The following is a 21,580-nucleotide window of genomic DNA, read 5'->3' as shown; positions in this document are numbered from 1 at the left end:
CCGATGCGCCGCTGGCTGGCCGGCCTGTTGCTCGTCGTTGCGGTCGCCGCGCTGGCTTTTTTCGCGCTCGCCCCCGGGATCATCGAGCGCGGCACGAACAAGATCGACGGCAAGCCGCTGCCGACGGTCAGCGAACGCGCGAAAGCGCTGCACTCGACGCTCACGATCGTCGACCTCCACAGCGATACTTTGCTGTGGAAACGCGACATCCTCGATCGCGCGACACGCGGCCATATGGACCTGCCGCGGCTCGAGGACGGAAATGTCGCGCTGCAAATCCTCGCGAGCACGACCAAGTCGCCCAAGGGCCAGAATTACGACGCCAACAGCGGCGACACCGACAATATCACCGCACTGGTGATCGCGCAGCTCCAGCCGGTGCGGACGTGGAACTCGCTGCTCGAACGCTCGCTCTGGCACGCGGAAAAGCTGCACCGTGCGGTTGCGGCATCGGCGGGCAAGCTGCGCGCGGTCGATACGCCCGACGATATCGGCACCCTGCTCGCCGCGCGTCGCGGCAAGGTTCCGCCCGTCGGCGCGATGCTCAGCATCGAGGGGCTCCACGTCCTCGAAGGCAAGCTCACCAATCTCGACAAACTATATGCCGCGGGCTTCCGCATGGCGGGGCTCACCCATTTCTTCGACAATGAGCTCGCCGGATCGATGCACGGGCTGAAGAAGGGCGGGCTCACCCCGCTCGGACGGCAGGTCGTCGAGACGATGGAGGCGAAGGGCATGATCGTCGACATCGCGCATTGCTCGAAAGCCTGCGTCGCGGACATCCTCAAGATCGCGCGCCGCCCGGTCGTGTCCAGCCACGGCGGCGTGCAGGCGACGTGTCAGGTCAACCGCAACCTCAGCGACGAACAGATCAAGGGCGTGGCCGCGACCGGCGGGGTCGTCGGCATCGGCTATTGGGACGCCGCCGTCTGCGACACATCCCCCTCGAGCATCGCCAAGGCGATGAAGCATGTCCGCGACCTTGTCGGCATTCAATATGTCGCGCTCGGCAGCGATTATGACGGCGCCACCACCGTGCGCTTCGATACCTCGAAGCTCGCGCAGGTGACGCAGGCGCTGATCAACGCGGGCTTTTCCGACGACGAGATTCGCGCCGCGATGGGCGGCAACGCGATCCGCATACTCAAGGCGGGGCTGGTGCCCCTGACCCCGCCAGCCCCATGATCCGCCTCGACGGCCACGCCCGTATCGACGAGCCCTTGCGCGGCGGGGTGATCGCGCTCGGCAATTTCGACGGATTCCACGCCGGGCACCAGGCGGTCGTCGGCCGCGCGGTCCACCATGCAAAGGACGATGGCCGCCCGGCGATCGTCGCGACCTTCGATCCGCATCCGGTGCGCTTCTTCAAGCCCGAAGTCCCGCCCTTCCGCCTCACCACGCTCGACCAAAGGCAGGAGCTGTTCGCCGCCGCCGGCGCCGACGCGATGCTTGTCCTGCCCTTCGACGCCGCGCTCGCAGGCACGACGGCGGATGATTTCATCACCGGGCTGCTCCTCGATCGCTACGGCGCCGCGGGCGTCGTCACCGGCAGCGACTTCGTCTTCGGCAAGGGCCGCGGCGGCGATGTCGTCACGCTCGCCGAACATGCGCGCACGCACGGCTTCTTCACCGAAATGGTCGCGCCGGTCGACGACGCCGAGGAGGTCATCTCGTCGAGCCGCATCCGCGAGGCGCTCCAGGCGGGCGACTGCGCCGCCGCAACGCGCCTGCTCACCCGCCCCTTCACGGTGCGCGGGCGGGTGCAGCACGGCGACAAGAATGGCCGCCTGCTCGGCTTTCCGACCGCGAATATCGAAATGGGGCAGTATCTCCGCCCGCGCTACGGCATCTATGCCGTCACCGGCCGCCTGCCCGACGGGCGTATCCTGAAGGGCGCCGCAAACCTTGGCATCCGCCCGACCTTCGATCCGCCGAAGGAGTTGCTCGAACCGCATTTCTTCGACTTCGCCGAGGATCTTTACGGGCAGGAGATCGACGTCGCCTTCCACGCCTTCATCCGGCCCGAAGCCAGGTTCGACGATATGGACGCGTTGATGGCGCAGATCGCCGAGGACTGCGACGAGGCCAAGAGGCTGCTCGCCCATCTTTGATTTTTATCACCCCGGACTTGATCGGGGACCCATGAGGCGAGGCAGGAACGGATGCCGGATCAAGTCCGGCATGACGGATTGGGGGAATGATGACCGACAGCGAAGATTGGGCCGCAGCGCTCGAAGGCCCGAAGAAAAAGCCGATGAAGCGGCGCACAAAAATCCTGCTCTGGCTTTTCGCTGCCCTTGTCGCCTGGTTCACCCTGTCGAACGCGAGCTTCCTCGCCCCCGATCCCAAGGGCAAGCCGAAGCTGATCGCGCATCGCGGCGTCTATCACCTCTACGACAAGCGCGCCGCGACGGGGCGCGACACCTGCACCGCGCGGCATATCTTCGCACCCGAGCATGAGGTGTTCGAAAACACCCCCGAATCGATGCGCTGGGCGGTCGGCAACGGCGCCGCGATGGTCGAGGTCGATGTCGCGCCGACCAGGGATGGACGCATGGTGCTGTTCCACGACTGGTCCGTCGACTGCCGCACCGATGGCAAGGGCGAAACACGCGACCTGACACTCGCCCAGCTCAAGGCGCTCGACATCGGCTTTGGTTACACCGCCGACGGCGGCAAGACCTTTCCGCTGCGCGGCAAGGGCATCGGCAAGATGCCGACGGTCGAGGAAGGCCTCGCGGCGCTCCCCGTCCATCCGATCCTGTTCAACTTCAAGTCGAAAGACGCGCGCGAGGCCGACCAGCTGTTCGCGATCCTGAAAGCCTCGGGCCGCGACAGCGTTAAGATCGGCGACGCTTTCTACGGCGGCGCAGCGCCGGTGAAGCGGATGCGCGAATTGTTGCCGGACAATTGGTCCTTCGACCTCAAGGGCGGCGCGAAGGCCTGCACAAAGGATTATGTCGCCTGGGGCTGGACCGGCGTCGTCCCCGAAAGCTGCCGGAACGGCGTGATCGCGATCCCGATCAACTATCAATGGGCCTATTGGGGCTGGCCCGACCGGCTGATCGCCCGCATGGACAGCGTCGGCGCGCGCGTGATCGTCTTCGGCCCCTATGAAAAGGGCAAGTCGAACGAAGGCGTTTCGACCCCGCAGCAACTCGCGAAAATTCCCGCGAGCTTCAATGGCCATATCTGGGTCGAGGATATTCGCGAAGTCGGCCCGGCGCTGCGGCCACGGCAGAGGTAAGGGCGAGCTTATCACTCCTCGTCACCCCGGACTTGATCCGGGTTGACGAAGCGGTCATCGTTCCGCGCCCATTCCCTTTGCTCCCACGCAAATCTGCGCTAAGCGCCGCCACCATGACCGACACGCCCGCACCCGCCGAACAGCGCGCCAAAGATACTGGCGATTACCGCGACACCGTCTTCCTGCCCAAGACCGACTTTCCGATGAAGGCCGGCCTGCCGCAGAAGGAACCGGCGATTCTCGCCAAATGGCTCGAGGGCAATCTCGAAGGCCAGATTCGTGAAGCCCGCAAGGGCCGCGAGCAGTTTATCCTCCACGACGGCCCGCCCTACGCCAATGGCGACATGCACATCGGCCATGCGCTCAACCATATCCTCAAGGACATGGTCGTCCGCACCCAGACGCTGAAGGGCAAGGACGCGCCTTACGTCCCCGGCTGGGACTGCCACGGCCTGCCGATCGAGTGGAAGGTCGAGGAGCAATATCGCAAGAAAAAGCTCAACAAGGACGAGGTGCCGGTCGAGGAATTCCGCGCCGAATGCCGCGCCTATGCCCAGCATTGGGTCGACACGCAGCGCGAGCAATTGAAGCGCCTCGGCATCGGCGGCGACTGGGACCATCCGTACCTCACGATGGATTATGGGGCCGAAGCGACGATCGTCCGCGAGCTGCTCAAATTCGCGGCGAACGACATGCTCTATCGCGGCGCCAAGCCGGTGATGTGGTCGCCGGTCGAAAAGACCGCGCTCGCCGAGGCCGAGATCGAATATGAGGATATCGTCTCGACGCAGATCGATGTGGCGTTCGAGATCGTCGAGAGCCCGATCCCCGAGCTGGTCGGCGCGCATGCGGTGATCTGGACGACGACGCCGTGGACGATCCCTGTCAATCAGGCTTTGGCTTATGGGCCGGATGTCGAGTATGTTTCGGTGAAGCTGTTCGACGACGCGATGGGAGGCGTTGGCGAATATCTGGTAGCCGAACCGCTCCTTGAGCAATTCTATGCGCGCACCGGCCGCACCGGCGCCGAAATCTGGCGTGGCAAAGGCTCCGACCTCGCCGGCACCATCGCCCGCCACCCGATGCACGCGCTTGGCGGCTTCTTCGCACGCCCCCGCCCCTTCCTGCCCGGCGATTTCGTCACCACCGACAGCGGCACCGGGCTCGTCCATATGTCGCCCGACCATGGCGAGGATGATTTCGATCTGTGCAAGGCGAACGGCATCGACCCCGTGTTCGCGGTCGAGGGCGACGGCAAATATCGCGAGGATTGGGGCTGGCTCGGCGGTCAGGGATCGGTGATCAACCCGAAATTCAACGCCCCCGACGGCCCGATCTGCACCGACCTGCGCGACGCCGGCGGGCTGCTTGCCGCGAGCGCCGACTACAAGCACAGCTACCCGCACAGCTGGCGCTCGAAGGCGAAGGTCATCTATCGCTGCACCCCACAATGGTTCGTGCCGATGGACCGGGTGATGACGCATATCGAGCCCAAGGCGCCGCGCGAGCAGCGCTGGGAATCCGAAGGCGGCGCGATCAACCCCGCCGAAGAGGATCTGTGCGCCGCGCCGACGCTGCGGCAGGCCGCGATGCACGCGATCGACCGCACGCGCTTCGTCCCCGAAAAGGGCCGCAACCGCATCGGGTCGATGGTCAAGGACCGCCCCGACTGGGTGCTCAGCCGCCAGCGCGCCTGGGGCGTACCGATCACGCTCTTCGTCGACCGCAAGACCGGCCAGTATCTGAGCGACCCCGCCGTCAACGACCGCATCGTCGCGGCGGTGAAGGCGGGCGGCGTCGACGCATGGAGCGACGCGCGCGCGCAGGAATATCTGGGCGACGCTTATGACGCCGCCGATTACGAGCGCATCGTGGACATCCTCGACGTCTGGTTCGATTCGGGCTGCACCCACGCCTTCGTCCTCGAAAGCGGCCGCTGGCCCGCGCTCGTCCGCCACGACGGCGGCACCCACAGCGCCGACCTCTATCTCGAAGGCAGCGACCAGCATCGCGGCTGGTTCCAGTCGTCCTTGCTCGAAAGCTGCGGCACGCGCGGACAGGCGCCGTACAAGGCGGTGCTGACCCACGGCTTCACGATGGACAGCAAGGGCTTCAAACAGTCGAAATCGCTCGGCAACACGACCGATCCCGTCAAGGTGATGCAGACCAACGGCGCCGACATCATCCGCCTGTGGGCGCTGAGCGTCGACTTCACCGAGGACCATCGCATCGGCGACGAAATCCTCAAGGGCGTCGCCGACCAGTATCGCAAGCTGCGCAATACGTTCCGCTACCTGCTCGGCGCGCTCGACGGCTTCACCGAAGAGGAACGCGTCACCGACGTCGCGGCGATGCCCGAGCTTGAGCGCTACATGCTCTCGCTTCTCGCCGATCTCGACGCCAAGATGCATCAGGCGGTCGATGACTTCGACTTCAATACCTACACGCGCCTGCTCGCCGATTTCTGCAACGAGGACCTCTCGGCCTTCTATTTCGACATCCGCAAGGACGTCCTCTACTGCGACCTCGGCCCCGCCGCCCCACTCGGCACCGACACCCGCCGCGCGTATCGCAGCGTGCTCGACACGCTCTTCCACGCGCTCGTCCGCTACGCGGCGCCGGTGCTGGTGTTCACGGCTGAGGAAGTGTGGGGTACGCGCTATCCCGATGCGGGCAGCGTGCATTTGCTGGAGTGGCCGGCACTACCGTCGTTCGAGCGTGACAAGGATCTCGTCGTTCGGAATACCGAACTGCGCGAAGTCCGCGCACGAGTCACCGAGGCCATCGAACCTTTGCGTCGTGACAAGATCGTGCGTTCCAGCCTCGAAGCTGAAGTAACGATGAGCGATCTCGACACCATCCTCCGGGACCTTGATCCGGCTTATTTGGCAGAAACCTTCATTTCTGGAGCGGTGCATCTTGTGCCGGGGCATGACGGCATCACGATCAAGGCGACCGAAAACCACAAATGCGGCCGCTGCTGGCGCCACCTGCCCGAAGTCACCGCCGACGGCGCCTTGTGCAATCGCTGCGACACGGTATTGACCGCGGCATGAGCAGCCAACGTTCGCCCTATCTGCGCTTCGGCCTTATTTTCGCCGCCGCCGCCTTCATCCTCGACCAGATCGCTAAATGGGTCGTCACCGTCCCGCTGTCGCTGGAACCCAAGGGGCAGATCGAGATCACGAGTTTCTTCAATCTGACCTGGGCGGAAAATTGCGGCATTTCACTGTCGATGTTCGCCAGCTGCACCGACACGACGCGCTGGACGCTCGTTGCAGTGACCGGGATCGTCGCCGCCGCGGTTGCCTTCTGGATGACGCGCGAGCAGGCGAAGGGCGACGTGATCGCGCTCGCGATGATCCTCGGCGGCGCGCTCGGCAATATCGTCGATCGCGTGCGCTTCGGCTATGTCGTCGACTTCGCCGACCTGCATATCGGCGATTTCCGCCCATTCATGATCTTCAACGTCGCCGATGCGTGCATCACGCTCGGCGTGCTTTTGCTGGTTGCGCGCGCGCTGCTCTTGGGCGAAAAGGCCGGGAACGCGGACGCCAGGCCGTCCGCCGAGTAAACGGGGCGCATTGGGAGTATGTTTAAAGTGAACCGGACCACCGCCATCCTGGCTGCCTCGATCGTCGCCACCACCCTGTCGGCTTGCGGGTCGAACAGCCTGTTCAGCCGCGACCGCCCCGACGAGATGATGGTGTCGCGTCAGGCGCCGCTCGTCGTGCCGCCCGATTTCGCGCTGACCCCGCCCGCGCCCGGCACCGCGCGACCCGGCGGCGAATCGACCGCCGAACAGACGCTGCGCGCGCTCTTCGGCGGCGCGTCGCAGCGTAGCGCGAGCGAGACGCAGATCATCGGCGCCGCCGACGGCACTCGCGCCGATCCGGGCATCCGCAGCGCAGTCGGCAGCCCCGGCACGCAGGTCGTCGACAAGGGCCTCGTCGTCCGCGACATCCTCGCCGCCCCCGAAGGCGACGGCCGCGACGCACAGGCGGCGATCCCAGGCGCGTAAGGCGTTCTACCCCGCCTCGTCATCCCGGACCTGATCGGGAATCCACTGCGGCGCCGCGGTCATGGGCCCCGGGTCAAGCCCGGGTGACGGCGAATTATATGTCCGCAAGCGGCCGCTAACCGACCTCAGCCAAGCGCCGCTCCGCGCGGCAGCCATGTGTCGCCCCATGCCTTGATCGCATCATAGGTCGGGCGCAGCGCCAATCCGGCCGCGGTCAGCCGGTAAACGGCGCGCTTGCCCTCGGGCGGCACGCGTTCCATCACGCCCGCTTCGACCAGCCAGCCGAGCCGCGACGTCAACGCCGCGCGCGAAATGTCGAGCCGCGCGATAAAATCCTCGAAGCGGTCGACCCCCAAGAACGCCTCGCGCAGGATCAGCAGCACCCAGCGATCGCCAAGCAGGCGCGAGGCGCGGCCGACCGCGCACGGCGACCGCGATGGCGTATAATCCTTCATAGTCTGGATTTAAGACTTGACGCGATGCGGCGCAAGCGGCGATAATGTCTGCAATCCAGACTAAACAGGATTCTCCCCATGCGCGGACATCGCTTTGCGAGCAACGACGAGGCCGTCGCCTATATGAAACGCGTCGCGGTCGATGCCTCGGGTTTCACCGCCTTCCTCGGGGTCGAACCGCTGCGCTGCTTCGACGGCGAATCCGAACTGCTGCTCGCGCTCCGCCCCGACATGACCCAGCATCACGGTTTTGCGCACGGCGCGATCGTCGGGCTGATGGCCGACAATGCCTGCGCATGGGCGGCGAGCAGCGTCGTCGGCGACGTGGTGACGGGCAGCTATATGATCAACTTCCTCGCGCCTGCGAAGGGCAGCCGGCTGCGCGCGAAGGGCAGCGTGATCAAGGCGGGCAAGCGCCAGGCAATCGTCCGCGCCGACGTCTGGGCCGAAAGCGACGGCGAGGAACCGCGCCGCTGCGCGATCGCGCAGGCGACGATCGTGCCGGTTGCGGTGGACGCCGCGCCGGTGGCGGCCGTACACGAAGCGGCCACCTGCCTCACCTGCGCCGCGATCGAGGCGGCGCATGTCGCCGACCCGTCGCGCGAAGCTGCCTGAGGGTCACAGGAACATCAGCGAAAAGAGGGTGAAGGCCGCGAGCGCCTCGACCATCGCGATCGAGGCATGGCCCGCAGCGCGCCAATAGCTGATCCTGAGGTGCTGCGCGAACCAGAATATCTGCAGGGTCCCGAACCACAGCAGCGCGAAGGCGAGCAGCGCGATCCCGCCAAGCTGGGGGGCGAGCGGCTTCAGCTGCATCAGGATGCCCGAAATGCCGACCATCGCCGAAAAGGGCGCGGCGACATAGCATTGGCTGTAAAAGGGCGGCTTCAACGGGCCGCGGTCGAGCTTCACATTGCGCGCGCGCACGAGCCGCGCCGCCATGGCCAGCGGAAAGATGCTGAAAAAGGCGACGCGCATCACGATCAGGCTCGAATCGTCGTTGACCAGCCCGCCCAGCCCCGTCTTTTGCAGCACCGTCTCGCTCTGCCCGACGATCGACAGCTCGGCGGCGTGCGTCAGCGCAAGCGTCAGCATCAGGAACAAGGGCGGCGACATCGTGTCGGTATATTGGCGCTCGGCGGGGTCGGAGAGCTCGGACTCCGAATAATCCATCATCTTCAGCGGCCGCGTCAGTGCGCGCCACAGCGTGACCGGATAGAAGATCAGCCACGACATGACCTCGTAAAGCAGCTCGTCGAGCGACTGGATGAGTTTCAGGAAATCCATGGCGTGCCCCCCGCCCCGACCGGGCGTCCAACCTAGGCCCGCGCGCCCGCTTCCTCGACCCCCGCGCTGTTATGGCGCAGCGCCTTCAGCACCGTATCGACGATCTGCGGCGCGTTGAGCCCCGCGGCATCATATTGCAGTTCGGGCTTGTCCTGATCCTGAAACACGTCGGGCAGGCGCATCGTGCGCAGCTTCAGCCCGGCGTCGATCAGCCCTTCGTCGCTCGCGAGCGTCAGCACATGCGCACCCAGCCCGCCGATGCTGCCTTCCTCGATCGTCACGCAGACCTCATGGGCGGCGAGCGCCTTGCGGATCAGCTCCTCGTCGAGCGGTTTCGCGAAGCGCAGGTCGATCACGCTCGTCGACAGGCCCCTTGCTTCCAGCGTGTCGGCAGCCTTGAGCGCCTCGGCAAGCCGCGTCCCGAGCGACAGGATCGCGACAGTCTTGCCGCTGCGCACGACGCGGCCCTTGCCGATCTCCAGCTTCTCGGGAAGCGCGGGAAACGCCACGCCCGTGCCGTTGCCGCGTGGATAGCGGAAGGCGATGGGGCCCGCGTCATATTCGGCCGCGGTATAGGTCATATGGACGAGTTCGGCCTCGTCCGCCGCCGCCATGACAACGAAATTGGGCAGCGTCGCCAGATAGGTGACGTCGAACGACCCCGCATGTGTCGATCCGTCGGCGCCGACCAGCCCCGCGCGGTCGATCGCGAAGCGCACCGGCAGGTTCTGGATCGCGACATCGTGGACGACCTGGTCATAGGCGCGCTGGAGGAAGGTCGAATAAATCGCCGCGAAAGGCCGCATCCCCTGCGCCGCCAATCCCGCCGCGAACGTCACCGCATGCTGCTCGGCGATGCCGACGTCGAAGCTGCGCGTCGGATGCGCTTTCGCGAATTTGTCGACGCCGGTGCCCGACGGCATCGCCGCGGTGATCGCGACGATGCGCGGATCGGTATCGGCAAGCTTGGCGAGCGTTTCGCCGAAGACATTTTGATAGGCGGGCGGTCCCGGCGGCGCCTTCGCCTGTTCGCCGGTGATGACGTCGAATTTCTGGACGCCATGATATTTGTCGGCGGCGGCCTCGGCGGGGGCGTAGCCCTTGCCCTTCTTGGTCACCGCGTGGATCAGCACCGGGCCATGCTCGCTGTCGCGGACATTTTCGAGCACGGGGATCAGATGTTCGAGATTATGCCCGTCGATCGGCCCGACATAATAAAAGCCGAGCTCCTCGAACAGCGTCCCGCCCATCGCCATGCCGCGCGCGAACTCGTCGGTCTTCTTCGCCGCCTTGTGCAGCGGCTCGGGCAGCTTGCGCGCGAAGCGCCGCGCGATTTCGCGCAATTCGACGAACGGGCGCGACGACACCAGCTTCGCCAGATAGGCCGAAAGCCCTCCGACCGGCGGCGCGATCGACATGTCATTGTCGTTGAGGATGACGATCAGCCGGTTGCCCGCCTGCTTCGCATTGTTCATCGCCTCATAGGCCATGCCCGCCGACATCGACCCGTCGCCGATCACCGCGATCGCGCGCCCAGGCGCGCCGGTCAGCTTGTTCGCGACCGCGAAACCCAGCGCCGCGCTGATCGACGTCGAGCTGTGCGCCGCGCCGAACGGGTCGTACTCGCTCTCGCTGCGCTTGGTAAAACCGCTGAGGCCGCCGCCGGTCCGCAAGGTCCGGATGCGGTCGCGCCGCCCGGTGATGATCTTGTGCGGATAGCATTGGTGCCCGACATCCCACACGATCTTGTCGCGCGGGGTGTCGAACACATAATGGAGCGCGGTGGTCAGCTCGACGACGCCGAGGCCGGAACCCAGATGCCCGCCCGTCGTGCCCACCGCAGAAATCATCTCGGCGCGCAATTCGTCTGCGAACTGGCGGAGGTCTTCGGGCTTCAGCTTGCGGAGGTCGGCGGGGACATCCACCGTGTCGAGCAGCGGCGTATGCGGGCGATCAGTCATCACGCCGTCATACTGGCAACCACATGGGGTGTCGAACGAAAAGGGATCAGTCGCCGCGCTCGTCCTCGCGCCGTTTCGCCGCATCGACCTGCGCATAAAGCCCGCGCACCATCAGGTCGGTGAACACCAGCATCACCCCGACCATGCCGAGGAAAAGCGCGACCGCGACCGCGGGCAGCGGACCGATCGCCTCGACCCCCTCCTTCTTCATCGCCGCCGCCAGCAACGCGGCCGCGGCCATGAAGCCATAGCCGATCAGGCGCGGGATCCGGCTCATGCGCACGCACGCCGGGGTCGCCGGAGGGAACCAATGGCGCTGCGGAGGAATATCAAGGCGGCGAAGAAGCATCGTGGCATGAAAGCCACATGCGGCGAAATGCGGCGGTCGGCAAGACGAAGCCGTTGCAATGATGCGTTGTTTACTTACACCCCCGTAAAGAGGGGGCAAAATATACAGGAACCGGACGCTTATGCCCGATTTGACCAAGCTGCTTCGCATAACGCGCTCGTTTCCGCTCTTCATCCCTTTCATCGCCGCAGCCGTCGCCGTCCCCGCTGCCGCCGAAGACGTGCCGCTCTCTTACGATCTCCCGGCCTCCGCGGCCGACACGGCGCTCGCGACGGGCGTCGAGGATGCGCCCGCGCGCTATCTCCAGGATAGCGACATCGACGAGAATATCCTGCTGCCTCCCGCGCGGCCGCAGGACGACGATCCCGAACGCACATGGTCGCGCGACTATTTCGCGATCGCCGCCGGGGTGCTCAACACGCCCAAATATAACGGCTCGGACGATCGCCGCACGCTGCCCGCCTTTTACCTGCGCGGGCGGATCAGCGGCTATTCCTTCTCGACGCGCGGCACCAATTTCCAGGTCGATTTGATCCGCCAGCGGCGCGGGCAAAAAACCGATTTCAAATTCGGGCCGACGATCAGCCTGCGCGGCGACCGCACCGGCAAGATCGACGACCCGCAGGTCGCGGCGCTCGGCAAGCGCAAACTCGCGGTCGAAATGGGGCTGTTCGCCGGCGTCAGCCATACCGGGGTCATCACCAGCGCCTATGATCAGGTCAGCTTTCGCATGTCAGCGTCGAAGGATATCTCGGGCCGCCATGGCAGCTGGACCGCATCGCCGACGATCGATTATGGTACCCCGCTGTCGAAACGCGCCTATGTCGGCGTGTCGGCGTCGATCAATTTCTATGGCAAGGGTTTCGGCCGCTATTATTACGACATCGACGCAGCGGACAGCGCCGCGAGCGGGCTTCCCGTCTATGACGGCGCGGGCCGCAAGGCGACTGCGGGCAAATATACGGTTGGAATCGCGGGCGCCTATGCGCTGTCGGGTGACCTCAGAAAGGGGTTCACGCTGATCGGCGGCGCACAATATGGCCGAATCGGCTCGCGCTTCGCCAAATCGCCCATCGTGGCCGACGTCGGCAGCGCCGACCAATGGCTTTTCGGCGCCGGGCTCGCCTATCAGTTCTGACGAGTTTCGACCGGAAGCGGCCTTCTCTCTCCTCGTCAACCTCTAACGAGACGCGTGGCTGGTTAGACTTGATCCGGGGTCCACGACATCAGCGCCGCAGTGGATCCCGGATCAAGTCCGGGATGACGAACAAGGGAACGGCAGCTCACCACCCCGAAGCCGCCATCCGAAACGCAAAAAAGGGCGGCACGCGGCCGCCCTCCCGGATCCCGGTCATCGCCGGGATGACGCATTTCAAACCGCGCAGCTCAGCCGCGCGGGAAACGCCTCACTTGATCTTGGCTTCCTTGAACTCGACGTGCTTGCGCGCACGCGGGTCGTATTTCCGCACCGTCATTTTTTCGGTCATCGTGCGCGGGTTCTTTTTCGTGACATAGAAAAAGCCCGTGTCGGCGGTGCTCACCAGCTTGATCTTGACGGTCGTCGGCTTGGCCATGGCCCTGTTCCTCGAAATGACTGCACATCCGCCGGAGGCCCGATGGATGCGGCGGGACTATGGGCCCCGACGTTGGTGTGAAAAACATGAAAGGGCCGCGCGACGCCGCGCCGCCCCTCAATATCCGGGCGCCTTTGGCGGGATTCGGCCTTTCTGTCAAGCGAAAGCGAAGGGCGGGCGGCAAGATCGGCCGCCCGCCCGGGAGGGGTTCAGGCGTTCTTTATCTCGAAGCGGACGGTCATCACCTTCCAGCTTTCTTCGGGCACCCCGCCGCGCGTCGCGGGTTTGAAACGCCATTTGGCGAGCGCGCGCCGCTTCGTCGCTTCAAAGAAGCCCGGACTGTCGGCGCTGATCAGCTCGACCGCCTTGACCCGCCCGTCGGCACCGATCAGCACGCGGACCTTCGCCACACCCTCGATCCCCCCGCGCTGCTCGCGCGCCGGATAATCGGGCTGGAAGGCGCCGGCAAAACGCGGATCGACGTCGGCGAGCACGAGCTTGGGCGGCGCGGGCGGATCGACAGGCGGCACGGGCGGGCCGGGATCTATGCGCGGCAGGTCGACGATCACCGGCCCCGGCTCCACGCGATCGTCGCCAAGCGGGATCGTCTTGACGATCGGCTCGACCGTGTCGCTGGCAGAGGAGGTTTTCGGCGTAGGCTTGGCATCCTCGACCACCTCGGGCGGCGGCGGGGGCGGCGTCGGCAGGTCGATAATCGTGCCGATCAGCGGGACGCTCCGCGGTCCGGGCTCGACGACCATCGGTGACAAGGCAACCGCGACGACGAGCGCCGCCGGCAATCCCACGGCAAGCAAAGCGGCAACCGGCCGGTGACTCTGGCCGGCGCCATAGCTGTTGCGTGGTTGCAGGGCTTGATGGGCACCGGCCGGCACCGTCGCCGCCTCGGGCGTGGCCACAATCGCCGAAATCAAGGGTATCAAGGTCATGGCATCTCTCCTTGCCTGTCGACCCGGCCCCGCGGCGTTCTGACCGTCGTCTCCGGCCAGGTCAGAATGACGTGATATTATAACATCACGTCACTTGTCAAGCGGATCGGTAAGCAAGAATCAATCGGCCGGGCGATTCGCGCCTATGCGGCCGAAAGCCGCGCGGACGCCTCGCTCTTGTCGATCAGCGGCAGCAGCTCGGCCATGTCGGGCCCGTGATCGCGTGCCGTCAGCGCGCGGCGCAGCGGCAGGAACAGCGCGCGGCCCTTCGCGCCCGTCGCCGCCTTCACCGCGCCGGTCAGCGCGTGCCAGGGATCATTCGTCCAGTCGATATCCGGCACGGCAGCCGCCGCCGCGTCGAGCACCGCGCGGTCGGCCGCTTCGGCAGGCGGTGGTGCGAAGGGGCCCTCGAACACGGGCAGCCACTCGGCCGCCTCGGCGACCGTCATCACATTCGGGCGAATCGCGTTCCAGCGCGCTTCGGTGATCGCGGCGGGGAGTCGCCCGGCGACCGCGGAATGATCGGTGTGATGCAGGATCTTCTGGTTCAGCAGCACCAGCTCGGCTTCGTCGAAGCGCGCGGGAGCGCGGCCGAAGCGCGTAAAATCGATGCTCTCGATCAGCGGCGCGGGCGTCGTCACCGGCTCGACCGGATCGCTGGTGCCGAGCCGCGCGAGCAAAGCGACGAGCGCGATCGGCTCGATCCCCTCATCGCGCAGGCTCGCCATGCCGAGCGAGCCGAGCCGCTTCGACAATTTGCCCTCGGTCCCGACGAGCAGCGCTTCGTGCGCGAATTCGGGCGGCTTCGCCCCGAGCGCGTCGAACATCTGGATCTGCGCCGCGGTGTTCGACACATGGTCCTCGCCGCGCACGACATGCGTGATCCCCATCGCGATATCGTCGATCACGCTCGGCAGCAGATAGAGCCAGCTGCCGTCGGCCCGGCGCACGACGGGGTCGGACATGGTCTTCGGCTCGAAATGCTGCGGGCCGCGGACCATGTCGGTCCACTCGATCGGCGCATCATGGTCGAGCCGGAAACGCCAGTGCGGCGCCACGCCTTCGGGCACCGGCGCCCCCTCGGGGCGGCGCTCGTAAACCGGCGGCAGCCCGCGCGACAGCAGCACCTTGCGCCGGATGTCGAGTTCCTCGGGCGTCTCGTAACAGGCATAGACGCGCCCGTCCGATTTGAGTTTTTCAAACTCGCGCTCATAAAGCGCAAAGCGCGCCGACTGCCGCTCCTCGCCGTCGATATCGAGCCCCAGCCACGCGAGGTCGGCGCGGATGCCCTCGACATATTCCTCCTTCGACCGCTCGAGGTCGGTATCGTCGATGCGCAGCAGGAAGCGCCCGCCATGCTTGCGCGCCCACATCCAGTTGTGGAGCGCGGTGCGGACATTGCCGACATGCAGGCTGCCGGTCGGCGAGGGGGCGAAGCGGGTAACGACGGTCATGATGTTTCTCTTGGGCGCCGGCAGGTCATTGATGTGCGCGAATGACCGATGCGGCGCGGAGGATCATGTTTGACACCCCATCCGGCTCCATCGCGAGCCTCCACCCATTTCAATATGGCGATACAACGCAGGCGTTCGGGTAAGGCCGGATCGGTTACCGCGACGCCGTTGCGGGTCAGCATCCGGCGTAGCGTGAAGCTGCACGTCTTGCTTTTTCGTCCGTCAGGGCAAGACATATCCTCAACCTGGATCACGACATCATCGCCGTTACGGCCCATGGCCCACTCCGTGCTCACCTCCACATTGCCGTTCCCGATCATCGCATTGAGACGAACGTCAGCGAAGATTGCTGCACAATATTCGCAGGAGCGCTCGGGGGCGGTTTCCGGCTCGGCCAGAAACAGGAGCAAGAGTGCGGCGATCATGCAGTCCGAAACCCGTGCGTGATCGGATAGCGCCGGTCGCGCCCGAAATTGCGCGTCGACAATTTGACCCCCGGCGGCGCCTGGCGTCGCTTATATTCGGCGAGCATCAGGAGGCGCTCGATCCGCGCCACGGCGTCGCGATCGAAACCATATTTCGCCACGACATCATCGACGCTCGCTTCCTCTTCGACGAGCATATGGAGCATCCGGTCGAGATCGGCGTAGGGCGGCAGGCTGTCCTCGTCCTTCTGGTCGGGGCGCAACTCGGCGCTCGGCGGCTTGGTGACGATATTGTCGGGCATCACCGGCGTGACCGGGTTGCGCGACAGGCGCGGGACATTTTCGTTGCGCCACTTCGCGATCGCAAAGACCGTCATCTTGTACGCGTCCTTCAGCGGGTTGTAGCCGCCCGCCATGTCGCCATAGATGGTCGCATAGCCGACGCTCATCTCGCTCTTGTTGCCCGTTGTCAGCAGCATCGGGCCGAATTTGTTGCTGAGCGCCATCAGCGTCACACCGCGGATGCGCGACTGGACATTCTCTTCGGTGATGTCGACCTGCTTGTCGGCGAAGCTGCCGGCAAGCATCACGTCGAACGCCTCGACTGCGGGAACGATCGGGATCGTGTCGAGCCTGCACCCGATCATGCGCGCGCATCCGGCCGCATCGTCGAGGCTCTCTTCGCTGGTAAAGCGACTCGGCAGCATCACGCACCAGACCTTGTCGGGGCCCAGCGCATCGGCGGCGATCGCGGCGCAGATCGCCGAATCGATCCCGCCCGACAGGCCGAGCACGACGCCGGGAAAGCGATTGCGTTCGACATAGTCGCGCAAGCTGAGGATCATCGCGCTATAGATGTCGGCGGGGTGCACTTCCCATTCGGCGATCGCACCGGGTTCGCAGGTCCAGCGCCCGTCGCCCGCATTCGTCCAGCGCGTGACGCGCTCCTCGCTCTCCCAGTCGGTCAGCCGGTGCGCGGTCGATCCATCGTCGTTGAGGACGAAGGAGCAGCCGTCGAACACCAGCTCGTCCTGCCCGCCGATGCGGTTGAGGAAGATCAGCGGCAGCTTCGTTTCGGCGACGCGGCTCGCGAAGACTTGGGCAAGGCGGCGCTCGTCCTTGTCGATCTCATAGGGGCTGCCGTTGACCGATATCAGCAGCTCGGCGCCCTGCGCGGCAAGATGTGAGCTCACCTTCGGCAGCCAGCCATCTTCGCAGATCGGCAGCCCGAGCTTCACCCCGCGCCATTCGACGACGTCGGGCAACGGCCCCGGCGCGAAGATGCGCTTTTCGTCGAAGGTGCCGTAATTGGGCAGTTCATGCTTGCGCCGCGTCGCGACGATTTTGCCGTCATCGAGCAAGGCGACGATATTATAGAGCGCTTCCCCCTCCCGCTCAACCGACCCGACGAGCATCGCCGGGCCCCCATCAGCGGTTTCCGCCGCCAGATCGGCGAGCAGCTTCGCCGCGCGCTCGGCGAGCGCGGGTTTGAGCACCAGATCCTCGGGCGGATAGCCGATCAGCTGGAACTCGGGGTAGAGGATCAGGTCGGCGTCCTTATGCCGCGCGCGAACGCTACGCATCGCATCGGCATTGGCGGCAAGATCGCCGACCGCCTGCGTCATCTGCGAAAGGACGATGGTAAGCGTTTCGGGCGAGGTCATGCCTTGCCCATATTCCGCCCGCGGCGCCGGGGCAATGGCGGCGAAGCAACTAGACCCTTCCCCTCTCCGCCCAGGGTGGCTAAGGGGCGCGCAATCCCACCCGCGCGAAAGGGCCTTGCACGCCATGAAACTCATCTCCGGCAACAGCAACCTGCCGCTGGCCCGTGCGATCGCGGACTATCTCGAACTGCCGCTGACCGACACGAGCGTGCGCCGCTTCGCCGACGAAGAGGTGTTCGTCGAAATTCACGAGAATGTCCGCGGCCAGGACGTCTTCGTCGTCCAGCCGACGAACTTCCCCGCGAACGACAATCTGATGGAATTGCTCATCATCAACGACGCGCTGCGCCGCGCCTCGGCGAAGCGCATCACCGCGGTCGTCCCCTATTTTGGCTATGCCCGCCAGGACCGCAAGCCCGGCCCGCGCACGCCGATCTCGGCGAAGCTCGTCGCGAACCTGATCACCACCTCGGGTGCCGATCGCGTCCTCGCGATCGACCTGCACGCCGGGCAGATCCAGGGCTTCTTCGACATCCCGACCGACAATCTCTATGCTGCGCCGGTGATGAGCGCCGACATCCAGGCGCGCTTCGGCGGCAAGAATCTGATGGTCGTCTCGCCCGACGTCGGCGGCGTGGTGCGCGCACGCGCGCTGGCGAAGCGCCTCGACAACGCCCCGCTCGCGATCGTCGACAAGCGCCGCGAGCGCGCGGGCGAATCGGAAGTGATGAACATCATCGGTGACGTTTCGGGCCGCTTCTGCATCCTGATCGACGATATCGTCGATTCGGCGGGCACGCTCTGCAACGCCGCCGCCGCGCTGAAAGCCGCGGGCGCCGAGGGTGTTGTCGCCTATTGCACGCACGGCGTGCTGTCGGGCGGCGCGGTCGCGCGCGTCGATGCGAGCGAACTCACCGAGCTCGTCATCACCGATTCGATCCAGCCGACCGACGCGGTGAACGACAGCGGCAAGGTCCGCGCGCTCACCGTCGCGCCCTTGCTCGGCGAAGCGATCAAGCGCATCGCCGACGAAACGAGCGTCTCCTCGCTCTTCGACTGATGCGTCAGCGCGCGACGAGCGCGCCGACGATATGCTCCATCTGCCTCCGGAAACTCGCATGGTCGGGCACGGCGTGGACGAGCCCGCGCGCCGTCCAGCATAGGGCCTGCGCCATGCTGCCCGCGCGCGCGACCGCCGATCCCGGGCCGCTCAGGCGGATCGCCTCGGCTATCGCGGCGACCAGCCGGCGTTCGGCGGTGCGCACCGCATCGGACGGATCGCGCTGGAGCATGGCGACGATCTCGGCGCCATGCGGCGAGGCATGGAGCGCCGCCATATGCCGCCCCACCCACGCGTCGAGCGCATCGACCAGTCGGTCGGCGAGCGTTTTCGCCGGCTGTTCGATGCTCGCGAGCGCGGCGGCGAGCGACGCGTCGATCAGCGCCTTCGTCGCCCAGCCGATCAACGCACCCTTCGATCCGTAGCGCAGATAAAGCGCCTGCCGCGAGACGCCGAGCGCGGCGGCGATATCCTCCATCGATGCCTTGCGCAGCCCATAGCGCGCGAAGGTCGCGACGATCGCATCGAGAGGAAACTCGCCCGGCATCGGCGTGATTTTACAGTTTATATGAATATTGTAAAATCGATATAATGACGTACCGAAGGGCGCGATATGTGCGCTGCGGACTGGCGGCGCGGGCCGGGCTGGGCTAGCGGGGGGCGATGTCGATTACCTCTGACCTTGCTCTCGCCAACCGCCTCGCCGACGCCGCGGGCGAAGCGATTCGCCCGCTTTTTCGTTCGCACTGGGCCCACGAAGCCAAGGCTGACGCGTCCCCGGTGACCGAAGCCGACCGCGCCGCCGAAGCCGCGATGCGCCGCCTGCTCGATGCCGAGGCGCCGCGCGACGGCATCATCGGCGAGGAATATGGCGCCGAGCGTCCCGAGGCCGCGCGCCAATGGGTGCTCGACCCGATCGACGGCACGGTCAGCTTCATGGCCGGCCGCCCGATCTTCGGCACGCTGATCGCGCTGCTGCAGGATGGCTGGCCGCTGATCGGGATCATCGACCAGCCGATCTCGGGCGAGCGCTGGGTCGGCGCAACGGGGCATCCGACCTTGTTCAGTGGCGTGCCCGCGACAACGCGCGCCTGCCGCAGCCTGTCCGACGCCGTTCTCGCGACGACCGGCCCGCAATATTTCAGCGACCATGACGGCGAGCATTTCATGGCGCTCGCGGCAAAGACGTCGCACAAGCGGATGCTCTTCGGCGGCGACTGCTACAACTATGGCCTGCTCGCGAGCGGCCATATCGACCTCGTCGTCGAAGCGGGGCTGAAGCTCCACGACTTCGCCGCGCTCGTGCCGATCGTCGAGGGTGCGGGCGGGACGATGTGCGACTGGAACGGCGACCCGCTGCATAGCGAGAGCGCGGGCCATGTCATCGCACTGGGCGATCCGGCGCGGCTCGAGGATGTGATCGAAGGACTCGCCTGCCACCACTGACAAGGGGAGGAACGGACATGGCTTATGAAGGCAGCTGCCATTGCGGCGCGGTGACCTATACGGTCGAGGGCGACATTCCCGACACGGCGATGAGTTGCAACTGCTCGCATTGCCGGCGCAAGGGCTTCCTGCTGACCTTCGTGCCGATCGACCGGTTTCGTCTGGAGAGCGGCAGTGACAAGCTCGCGTCGTACAAGTTCAACAAGCATAATATCGACCATCAACTCTGCTCCGACTGCGGCTGCCAGAGTTTTTCGGTCGGCATCGCCCCCGACGGCGCAAAGATGGCCGCGGTGAACCTGCGCTGCGTGCCCGATGCCGATCTCGACGCGCTCCAGATCCAGAAGGTCGACGGCGCGAGCTTTTAATCGGCTTCCAAGCTTGCATTTCCGGGCGAATCCCCCTAAGCGCCCCGCTTCCGATTGTGTCGGCTGGCTGAAAGGGCTGCCAGGCCGATACGCAAACGGACTTCAAAGGAGACCAAAATGCCCAAGATGAAGACCAAGAGCGGTGTGAAGAAACGCTTCAAATTCACCGCCTCGGGCAAGGTGAAGCACGGCGTCGCCGGCAAGCGCCACCGCCTGATGTCGCACAACTCGAAATATATCCGCACCAACCGCGGCACCAGCGTGCTCAGCGATTCGGACGCGGCCCATGTGCGCCTCTGGGCGCCCTACGGCCTGAAGTAAGGAGCGCTAGACCATGTCACGCATCAAACGCGGCGTCACCACGCGCGCCAAGCACAAGCGCGTATTGGATCAGGCGAAGGGCTATTATGGCCGTCGCAAGAACACGATCCGCATCGCCAAGCAGGCCGTCGAAAAGGCGGGCCAATATGCTTACCGCGACCGCAAGGTAAAGAAGCGGAGCTTCCGCGCCCTGTGGATCCAGCGCATCAACGCCGCGGTTCGCGCCGAAGGCCTGACCTATTCGCAGTTCATGCACGGCGTGAAGCTCGCCGGAATCGAACTCGACCGCAAGGTCATGGCGGACCTCGCGATGAACGAAGGCGGCGTATTCACCGCGATCATCGCGCAGGCGAAGGCGGCGCTGCCCAAGGCAGCCTGACGCTTTCAGCCAGGACGAACGAAACAAGGGCGGTCCCGCGGGGCCGCCCTTTTTCGTCGGGGTGTCCGTTATCGACCGGAAGCTGCTGTTCTACTTCTTGCTTCGTCATTCCCGCGAAAGCGGGAACGACGATCCCCACCCCGAAGCCGACGCTTCAGCAAACCAGCCGCGCCCCCTCACATATGCGCGGTGACGGCGGGCGGGTTCCACCAATTATTGCCCGCGCCGTCCATATGGGTCACGGGCAGCGCCGCCATTTCGGCCGGAGTCAGATCGTCGAGGCACGCGATCGACACCGAAACATAGGCGCCGCCGATCTCCTCGACATAGCCATGACCGAACGCCGACACCCCGCACGCCTTGCAAAAGACATGATGCGCGCTGTTCGACCCGAACTGATAGTCGGACAGCGCCGCGGGATCGGTCAGCAGGCGAAATGCCTCGGGCTTGATCTGCGCGTTCCAGCCCCGCTTCTTGGTACAGATCGAACAATTGCATTTGCCCGTCCCCGCCTCGAGGTCGATGTCGGCCTCGAACTTGACGGCGCCGCAGTGGCACGAACCATGATGGGTTTTCAGCATTTCCTATCCTCCGGTCGGGTGCGCGCCGTCCGCCGGCGCCG

The 21,580-nt window shown here is 65.5% G+C and carries 24 protein-coding genes; 13 read left to right on the top strand and 11 right to left on the bottom strand.

What is annotated here, in order from left to right; translation table 11 throughout:
* Positions 1–3: 3 nt before the first annotated feature.
* From HDC29_RS00395 to HDC29_RS00370, 6 genes are all read left to right on the top strand, one after another.
* A complete protein-coding gene (locus HDC29_RS00395) occupies positions 4–1,185 on the top strand; it encodes a dipeptidase (protein WP_179493502.1) in 1,182 nt (393 codons plus the stop codon).
* Complete coding sequence (locus HDC29_RS00390) at positions 1,182–2,111, top strand: bifunctional riboflavin kinase/FAD synthetase (RefSeq protein WP_179493501.1); 930 nt, start codon at positions 1,182–1,184, stop codon at positions 2,109–2,111. Before HDC29_RS00395 ends, HDC29_RS00390 begins: the two co-directional genes overlap by 4 nt.
* 86 nt (positions 2,112–2,197) lie before the next feature.
* Entirely contained in the window at positions 2,198–3,247 is a 1,050-nt protein-coding gene (locus HDC29_RS00385) for a glycerophosphodiester phosphodiesterase family protein (protein ID WP_179493500.1), read from the top strand.
* Positions 3,248–3,360: 113 nt separating this feature from the next.
* Positions 3,361–6,303, top strand: coding sequence for an isoleucine--tRNA ligase (ileS, locus tag HDC29_RS00380; protein ID WP_179493499.1), 2,943 nt, complete (start codon positions 3,361–3,363; stop codon positions 6,301–6,303).
* The gene (gene lspA, locus HDC29_RS00375) at positions 6,300–6,821 is read left to right on the top strand and encodes a signal peptidase II (protein WP_179493498.1); all 522 of its coding nucleotides are present in this window, start codon (positions 6,300–6,302) and stop codon (positions 6,819–6,821) included. Before ileS ends, lspA begins: the two co-directional genes overlap by 4 nt.
* 27 nt (positions 6,822–6,848) lie before the next feature.
* Complete coding sequence (locus HDC29_RS00370) at positions 6,849–7,268, top strand: DUF3035 domain-containing protein (RefSeq protein WP_326913864.1); 420 nt, start codon at positions 6,849–6,851, stop codon at positions 7,266–7,268.
* 125 nt (positions 7,269–7,393) lie between these two features.
* On the opposite strand, the gene HDC29_RS00365 is transcribed toward HDC29_RS00370, so the two are convergent.
* Positions 7,394–7,723 carry a helix-turn-helix domain-containing protein gene (locus HDC29_RS00365; RefSeq protein ID WP_179493496.1) on the bottom strand — a complete coding sequence of 110 codons (330 nt, stop codon included), beginning with the start codon at positions 7,721–7,723 and terminating at the stop codon, positions 7,394–7,396.
* 78 nt (positions 7,724–7,801) lie between these two features.
* On the opposite strand from HDC29_RS00365, the gene HDC29_RS00360 reads away from it, so the two are divergent.
* Positions 7,802–8,338 carry a PaaI family thioesterase gene (locus HDC29_RS00360; protein WP_179493495.1) on the top strand — a complete coding sequence of 179 codons (537 nt, stop codon included), beginning with the start codon at positions 7,802–7,804 and terminating at the stop codon, positions 8,336–8,338.
* A gap of 3 nt (positions 8,339–8,341) precedes the next feature.
* Here the strand turns inward: HDC29_RS00360 and HDC29_RS00355 are convergent, their stop codons facing one another.
* Genes HDC29_RS00355 through HDC29_RS00345 form a run of 3 tightly spaced genes read right to left on the bottom strand, consistent with a single transcriptional unit; the run spans position 8,342 to position 11,248 of the window.
* The gene (locus HDC29_RS00355; protein WP_179493494.1) at positions 8,342–9,010 is read right to left on the bottom strand and encodes a hypothetical protein; all 669 of its coding nucleotides are present in this window, start codon (positions 9,008–9,010) and stop codon (positions 8,342–8,344) included.
* Positions 9,011–9,042: 32 nt separating this feature from the next.
* Positions 9,043–10,971 (bottom strand): 1-deoxy-D-xylulose-5-phosphate synthase, encoded by a 1,929-nt coding sequence (gene dxs, locus HDC29_RS00350; protein WP_179493493.1) that lies wholly within the window; start codon positions 10,969–10,971, stop codon positions 9,043–9,045.
* Positions 10,972–11,017: 46 nt separating this feature from the next.
* Positions 11,018–11,248, bottom strand: coding sequence for a hypothetical protein (locus HDC29_RS00345; RefSeq protein WP_179493492.1), 231 nt, complete (start codon positions 11,246–11,248; stop codon positions 11,018–11,020).
* Between the two features lie 193 nt (positions 11,249–11,441).
* On the opposite strand from HDC29_RS00345, the gene HDC29_RS00340 reads away from it, so the two are divergent.
* The gene (locus tag HDC29_RS00340; RefSeq protein WP_179493491.1) at positions 11,442–12,458 is read left to right on the top strand and encodes a MipA/OmpV family protein; all 1,017 of its coding nucleotides are present in this window, start codon (positions 11,442–11,444) and stop codon (positions 12,456–12,458) included.
* Between the two features lie 268 nt (positions 12,459–12,726).
* On the opposite strand, the gene rpmG is transcribed toward HDC29_RS00340, so the two are convergent.
* The 5 genes from rpmG to HDC29_RS00315 form a co-directional block, all read right to left on the bottom strand.
* A complete protein-coding gene (gene rpmG / locus HDC29_RS00335) occupies positions 12,727–12,894 on the bottom strand; it encodes a 50S ribosomal protein L33 (protein WP_011543216.1) in 168 nt (55 codons plus the stop codon).
* 209 nt (positions 12,895–13,103) lie between these two features.
* A complete protein-coding gene (locus HDC29_RS00330) occupies positions 13,104–13,841 on the bottom strand; it encodes an energy transducer TonB (protein ID WP_179493490.1) in 738 nt (245 codons plus the stop codon).
* Positions 13,842–13,984: 143 nt separating this feature from the next.
* Positions 13,985–15,295 (bottom strand): glutamate--tRNA ligase, encoded by a 1,311-nt coding sequence (gltX, locus tag HDC29_RS00325; RefSeq protein WP_179493489.1) that lies wholly within the window; start codon positions 15,293–15,295, stop codon positions 13,985–13,987.
* Entirely contained in the window at positions 15,292–15,720 is a 429-nt protein-coding gene (locus tag HDC29_RS00320) for a hypothetical protein (RefSeq protein WP_179493488.1), read from the bottom strand. The genes gltX and HDC29_RS00320 overlap by 4 nt, the downstream gene beginning before the upstream one ends.
* Positions 15,717–17,384, bottom strand: a complete 1,668-nt coding sequence (locus tag HDC29_RS00315) for an NAD+ synthase (protein ID WP_179493487.1) — start codon at positions 17,382–17,384, stop codon at positions 15,717–15,719. Before HDC29_RS00315 ends, HDC29_RS00320 begins: the two co-directional genes overlap by 4 nt.
* A 124-nt stretch (positions 17,385–17,508) precedes the next feature.
* Between HDC29_RS00315 and HDC29_RS00310 the strand changes: the two genes are divergently transcribed.
* The gene (locus tag HDC29_RS00310; RefSeq protein ID WP_179493486.1) at positions 17,509–18,444 is read left to right on the top strand and encodes a ribose-phosphate pyrophosphokinase; all 936 of its coding nucleotides are present in this window, start codon (positions 17,509–17,511) and stop codon (positions 18,442–18,444) included.
* Between the two features lie 4 nt (positions 18,445–18,448).
* Here the strand turns inward: HDC29_RS00310 and HDC29_RS00305 are convergent, their stop codons facing one another.
* On the bottom strand, positions 18,449–18,991 hold the full coding sequence (locus tag HDC29_RS00305; RefSeq protein ID WP_179493485.1) for a TetR/AcrR family transcriptional regulator: 543 nt from the start codon (positions 18,989–18,991) through the stop codon (positions 18,449–18,451).
* A gap of 116 nt (positions 18,992–19,107) precedes the next feature.
* Here HDC29_RS00305 and hisN point away from each other — a divergent pair, with 116 nt between their 5' ends.
* The 4 genes from hisN to rplT all read left to right on the top strand — a co-directional run bounded on the left by hisN (position 19,108) and on the right by rplT (position 20,958).
* Positions 19,108–19,890: a histidinol-phosphatase gene (gene hisN / locus HDC29_RS00300; RefSeq protein WP_179493484.1), complete on the top strand. Its 783-nt coding sequence runs from the start codon at positions 19,108–19,110 to the stop codon at positions 19,888–19,890.
* Between the two features lie 17 nt (positions 19,891–19,907).
* Positions 19,908–20,258: a GFA family protein gene (locus HDC29_RS00295; protein ID WP_179493483.1), complete on the top strand. Its 351-nt coding sequence runs from the start codon at positions 19,908–19,910 to the stop codon at positions 20,256–20,258.
* Positions 20,259–20,375: 117 nt separating this feature from the next.
* Positions 20,376–20,579 carry a 50S ribosomal protein L35 gene (gene rpmI / locus HDC29_RS00290; RefSeq protein ID WP_058803495.1) on the top strand — a complete coding sequence of 68 codons (204 nt, stop codon included), beginning with the start codon at positions 20,376–20,378 and terminating at the stop codon, positions 20,577–20,579.
* 13 nt (positions 20,580–20,592) lie between these two features.
* A complete protein-coding gene (gene rplT / locus HDC29_RS00285; RefSeq protein WP_167920066.1) occupies positions 20,593–20,958 on the top strand; it encodes a 50S ribosomal protein L20 in 366 nt (121 codons plus the stop codon).
* Positions 20,959–21,134: 176 nt separating this feature from the next.
* Here the strand turns inward: rplT and HDC29_RS00280 are convergent, their stop codons facing one another.
* Complete coding sequence (locus HDC29_RS00280) at positions 21,135–21,539, bottom strand: GFA family protein (RefSeq protein WP_179493482.1); 405 nt, start codon at positions 21,537–21,539, stop codon at positions 21,135–21,137.
* Between the last annotated feature and the right edge of the window lie 41 nt (positions 21,540–21,580).

Source organism: Sphingopyxis sp. JAI108 (genome assembly GCF_013410105.1).
Classification (GTDB): domain Bacteria; phylum Pseudomonadota; class Alphaproteobacteria; order Sphingomonadales; family Sphingomonadaceae; genus Sphingopyxis; species Sphingopyxis chilensis.
This window is presented reverse-complemented; position numbering and strand designations above follow the sequence as displayed.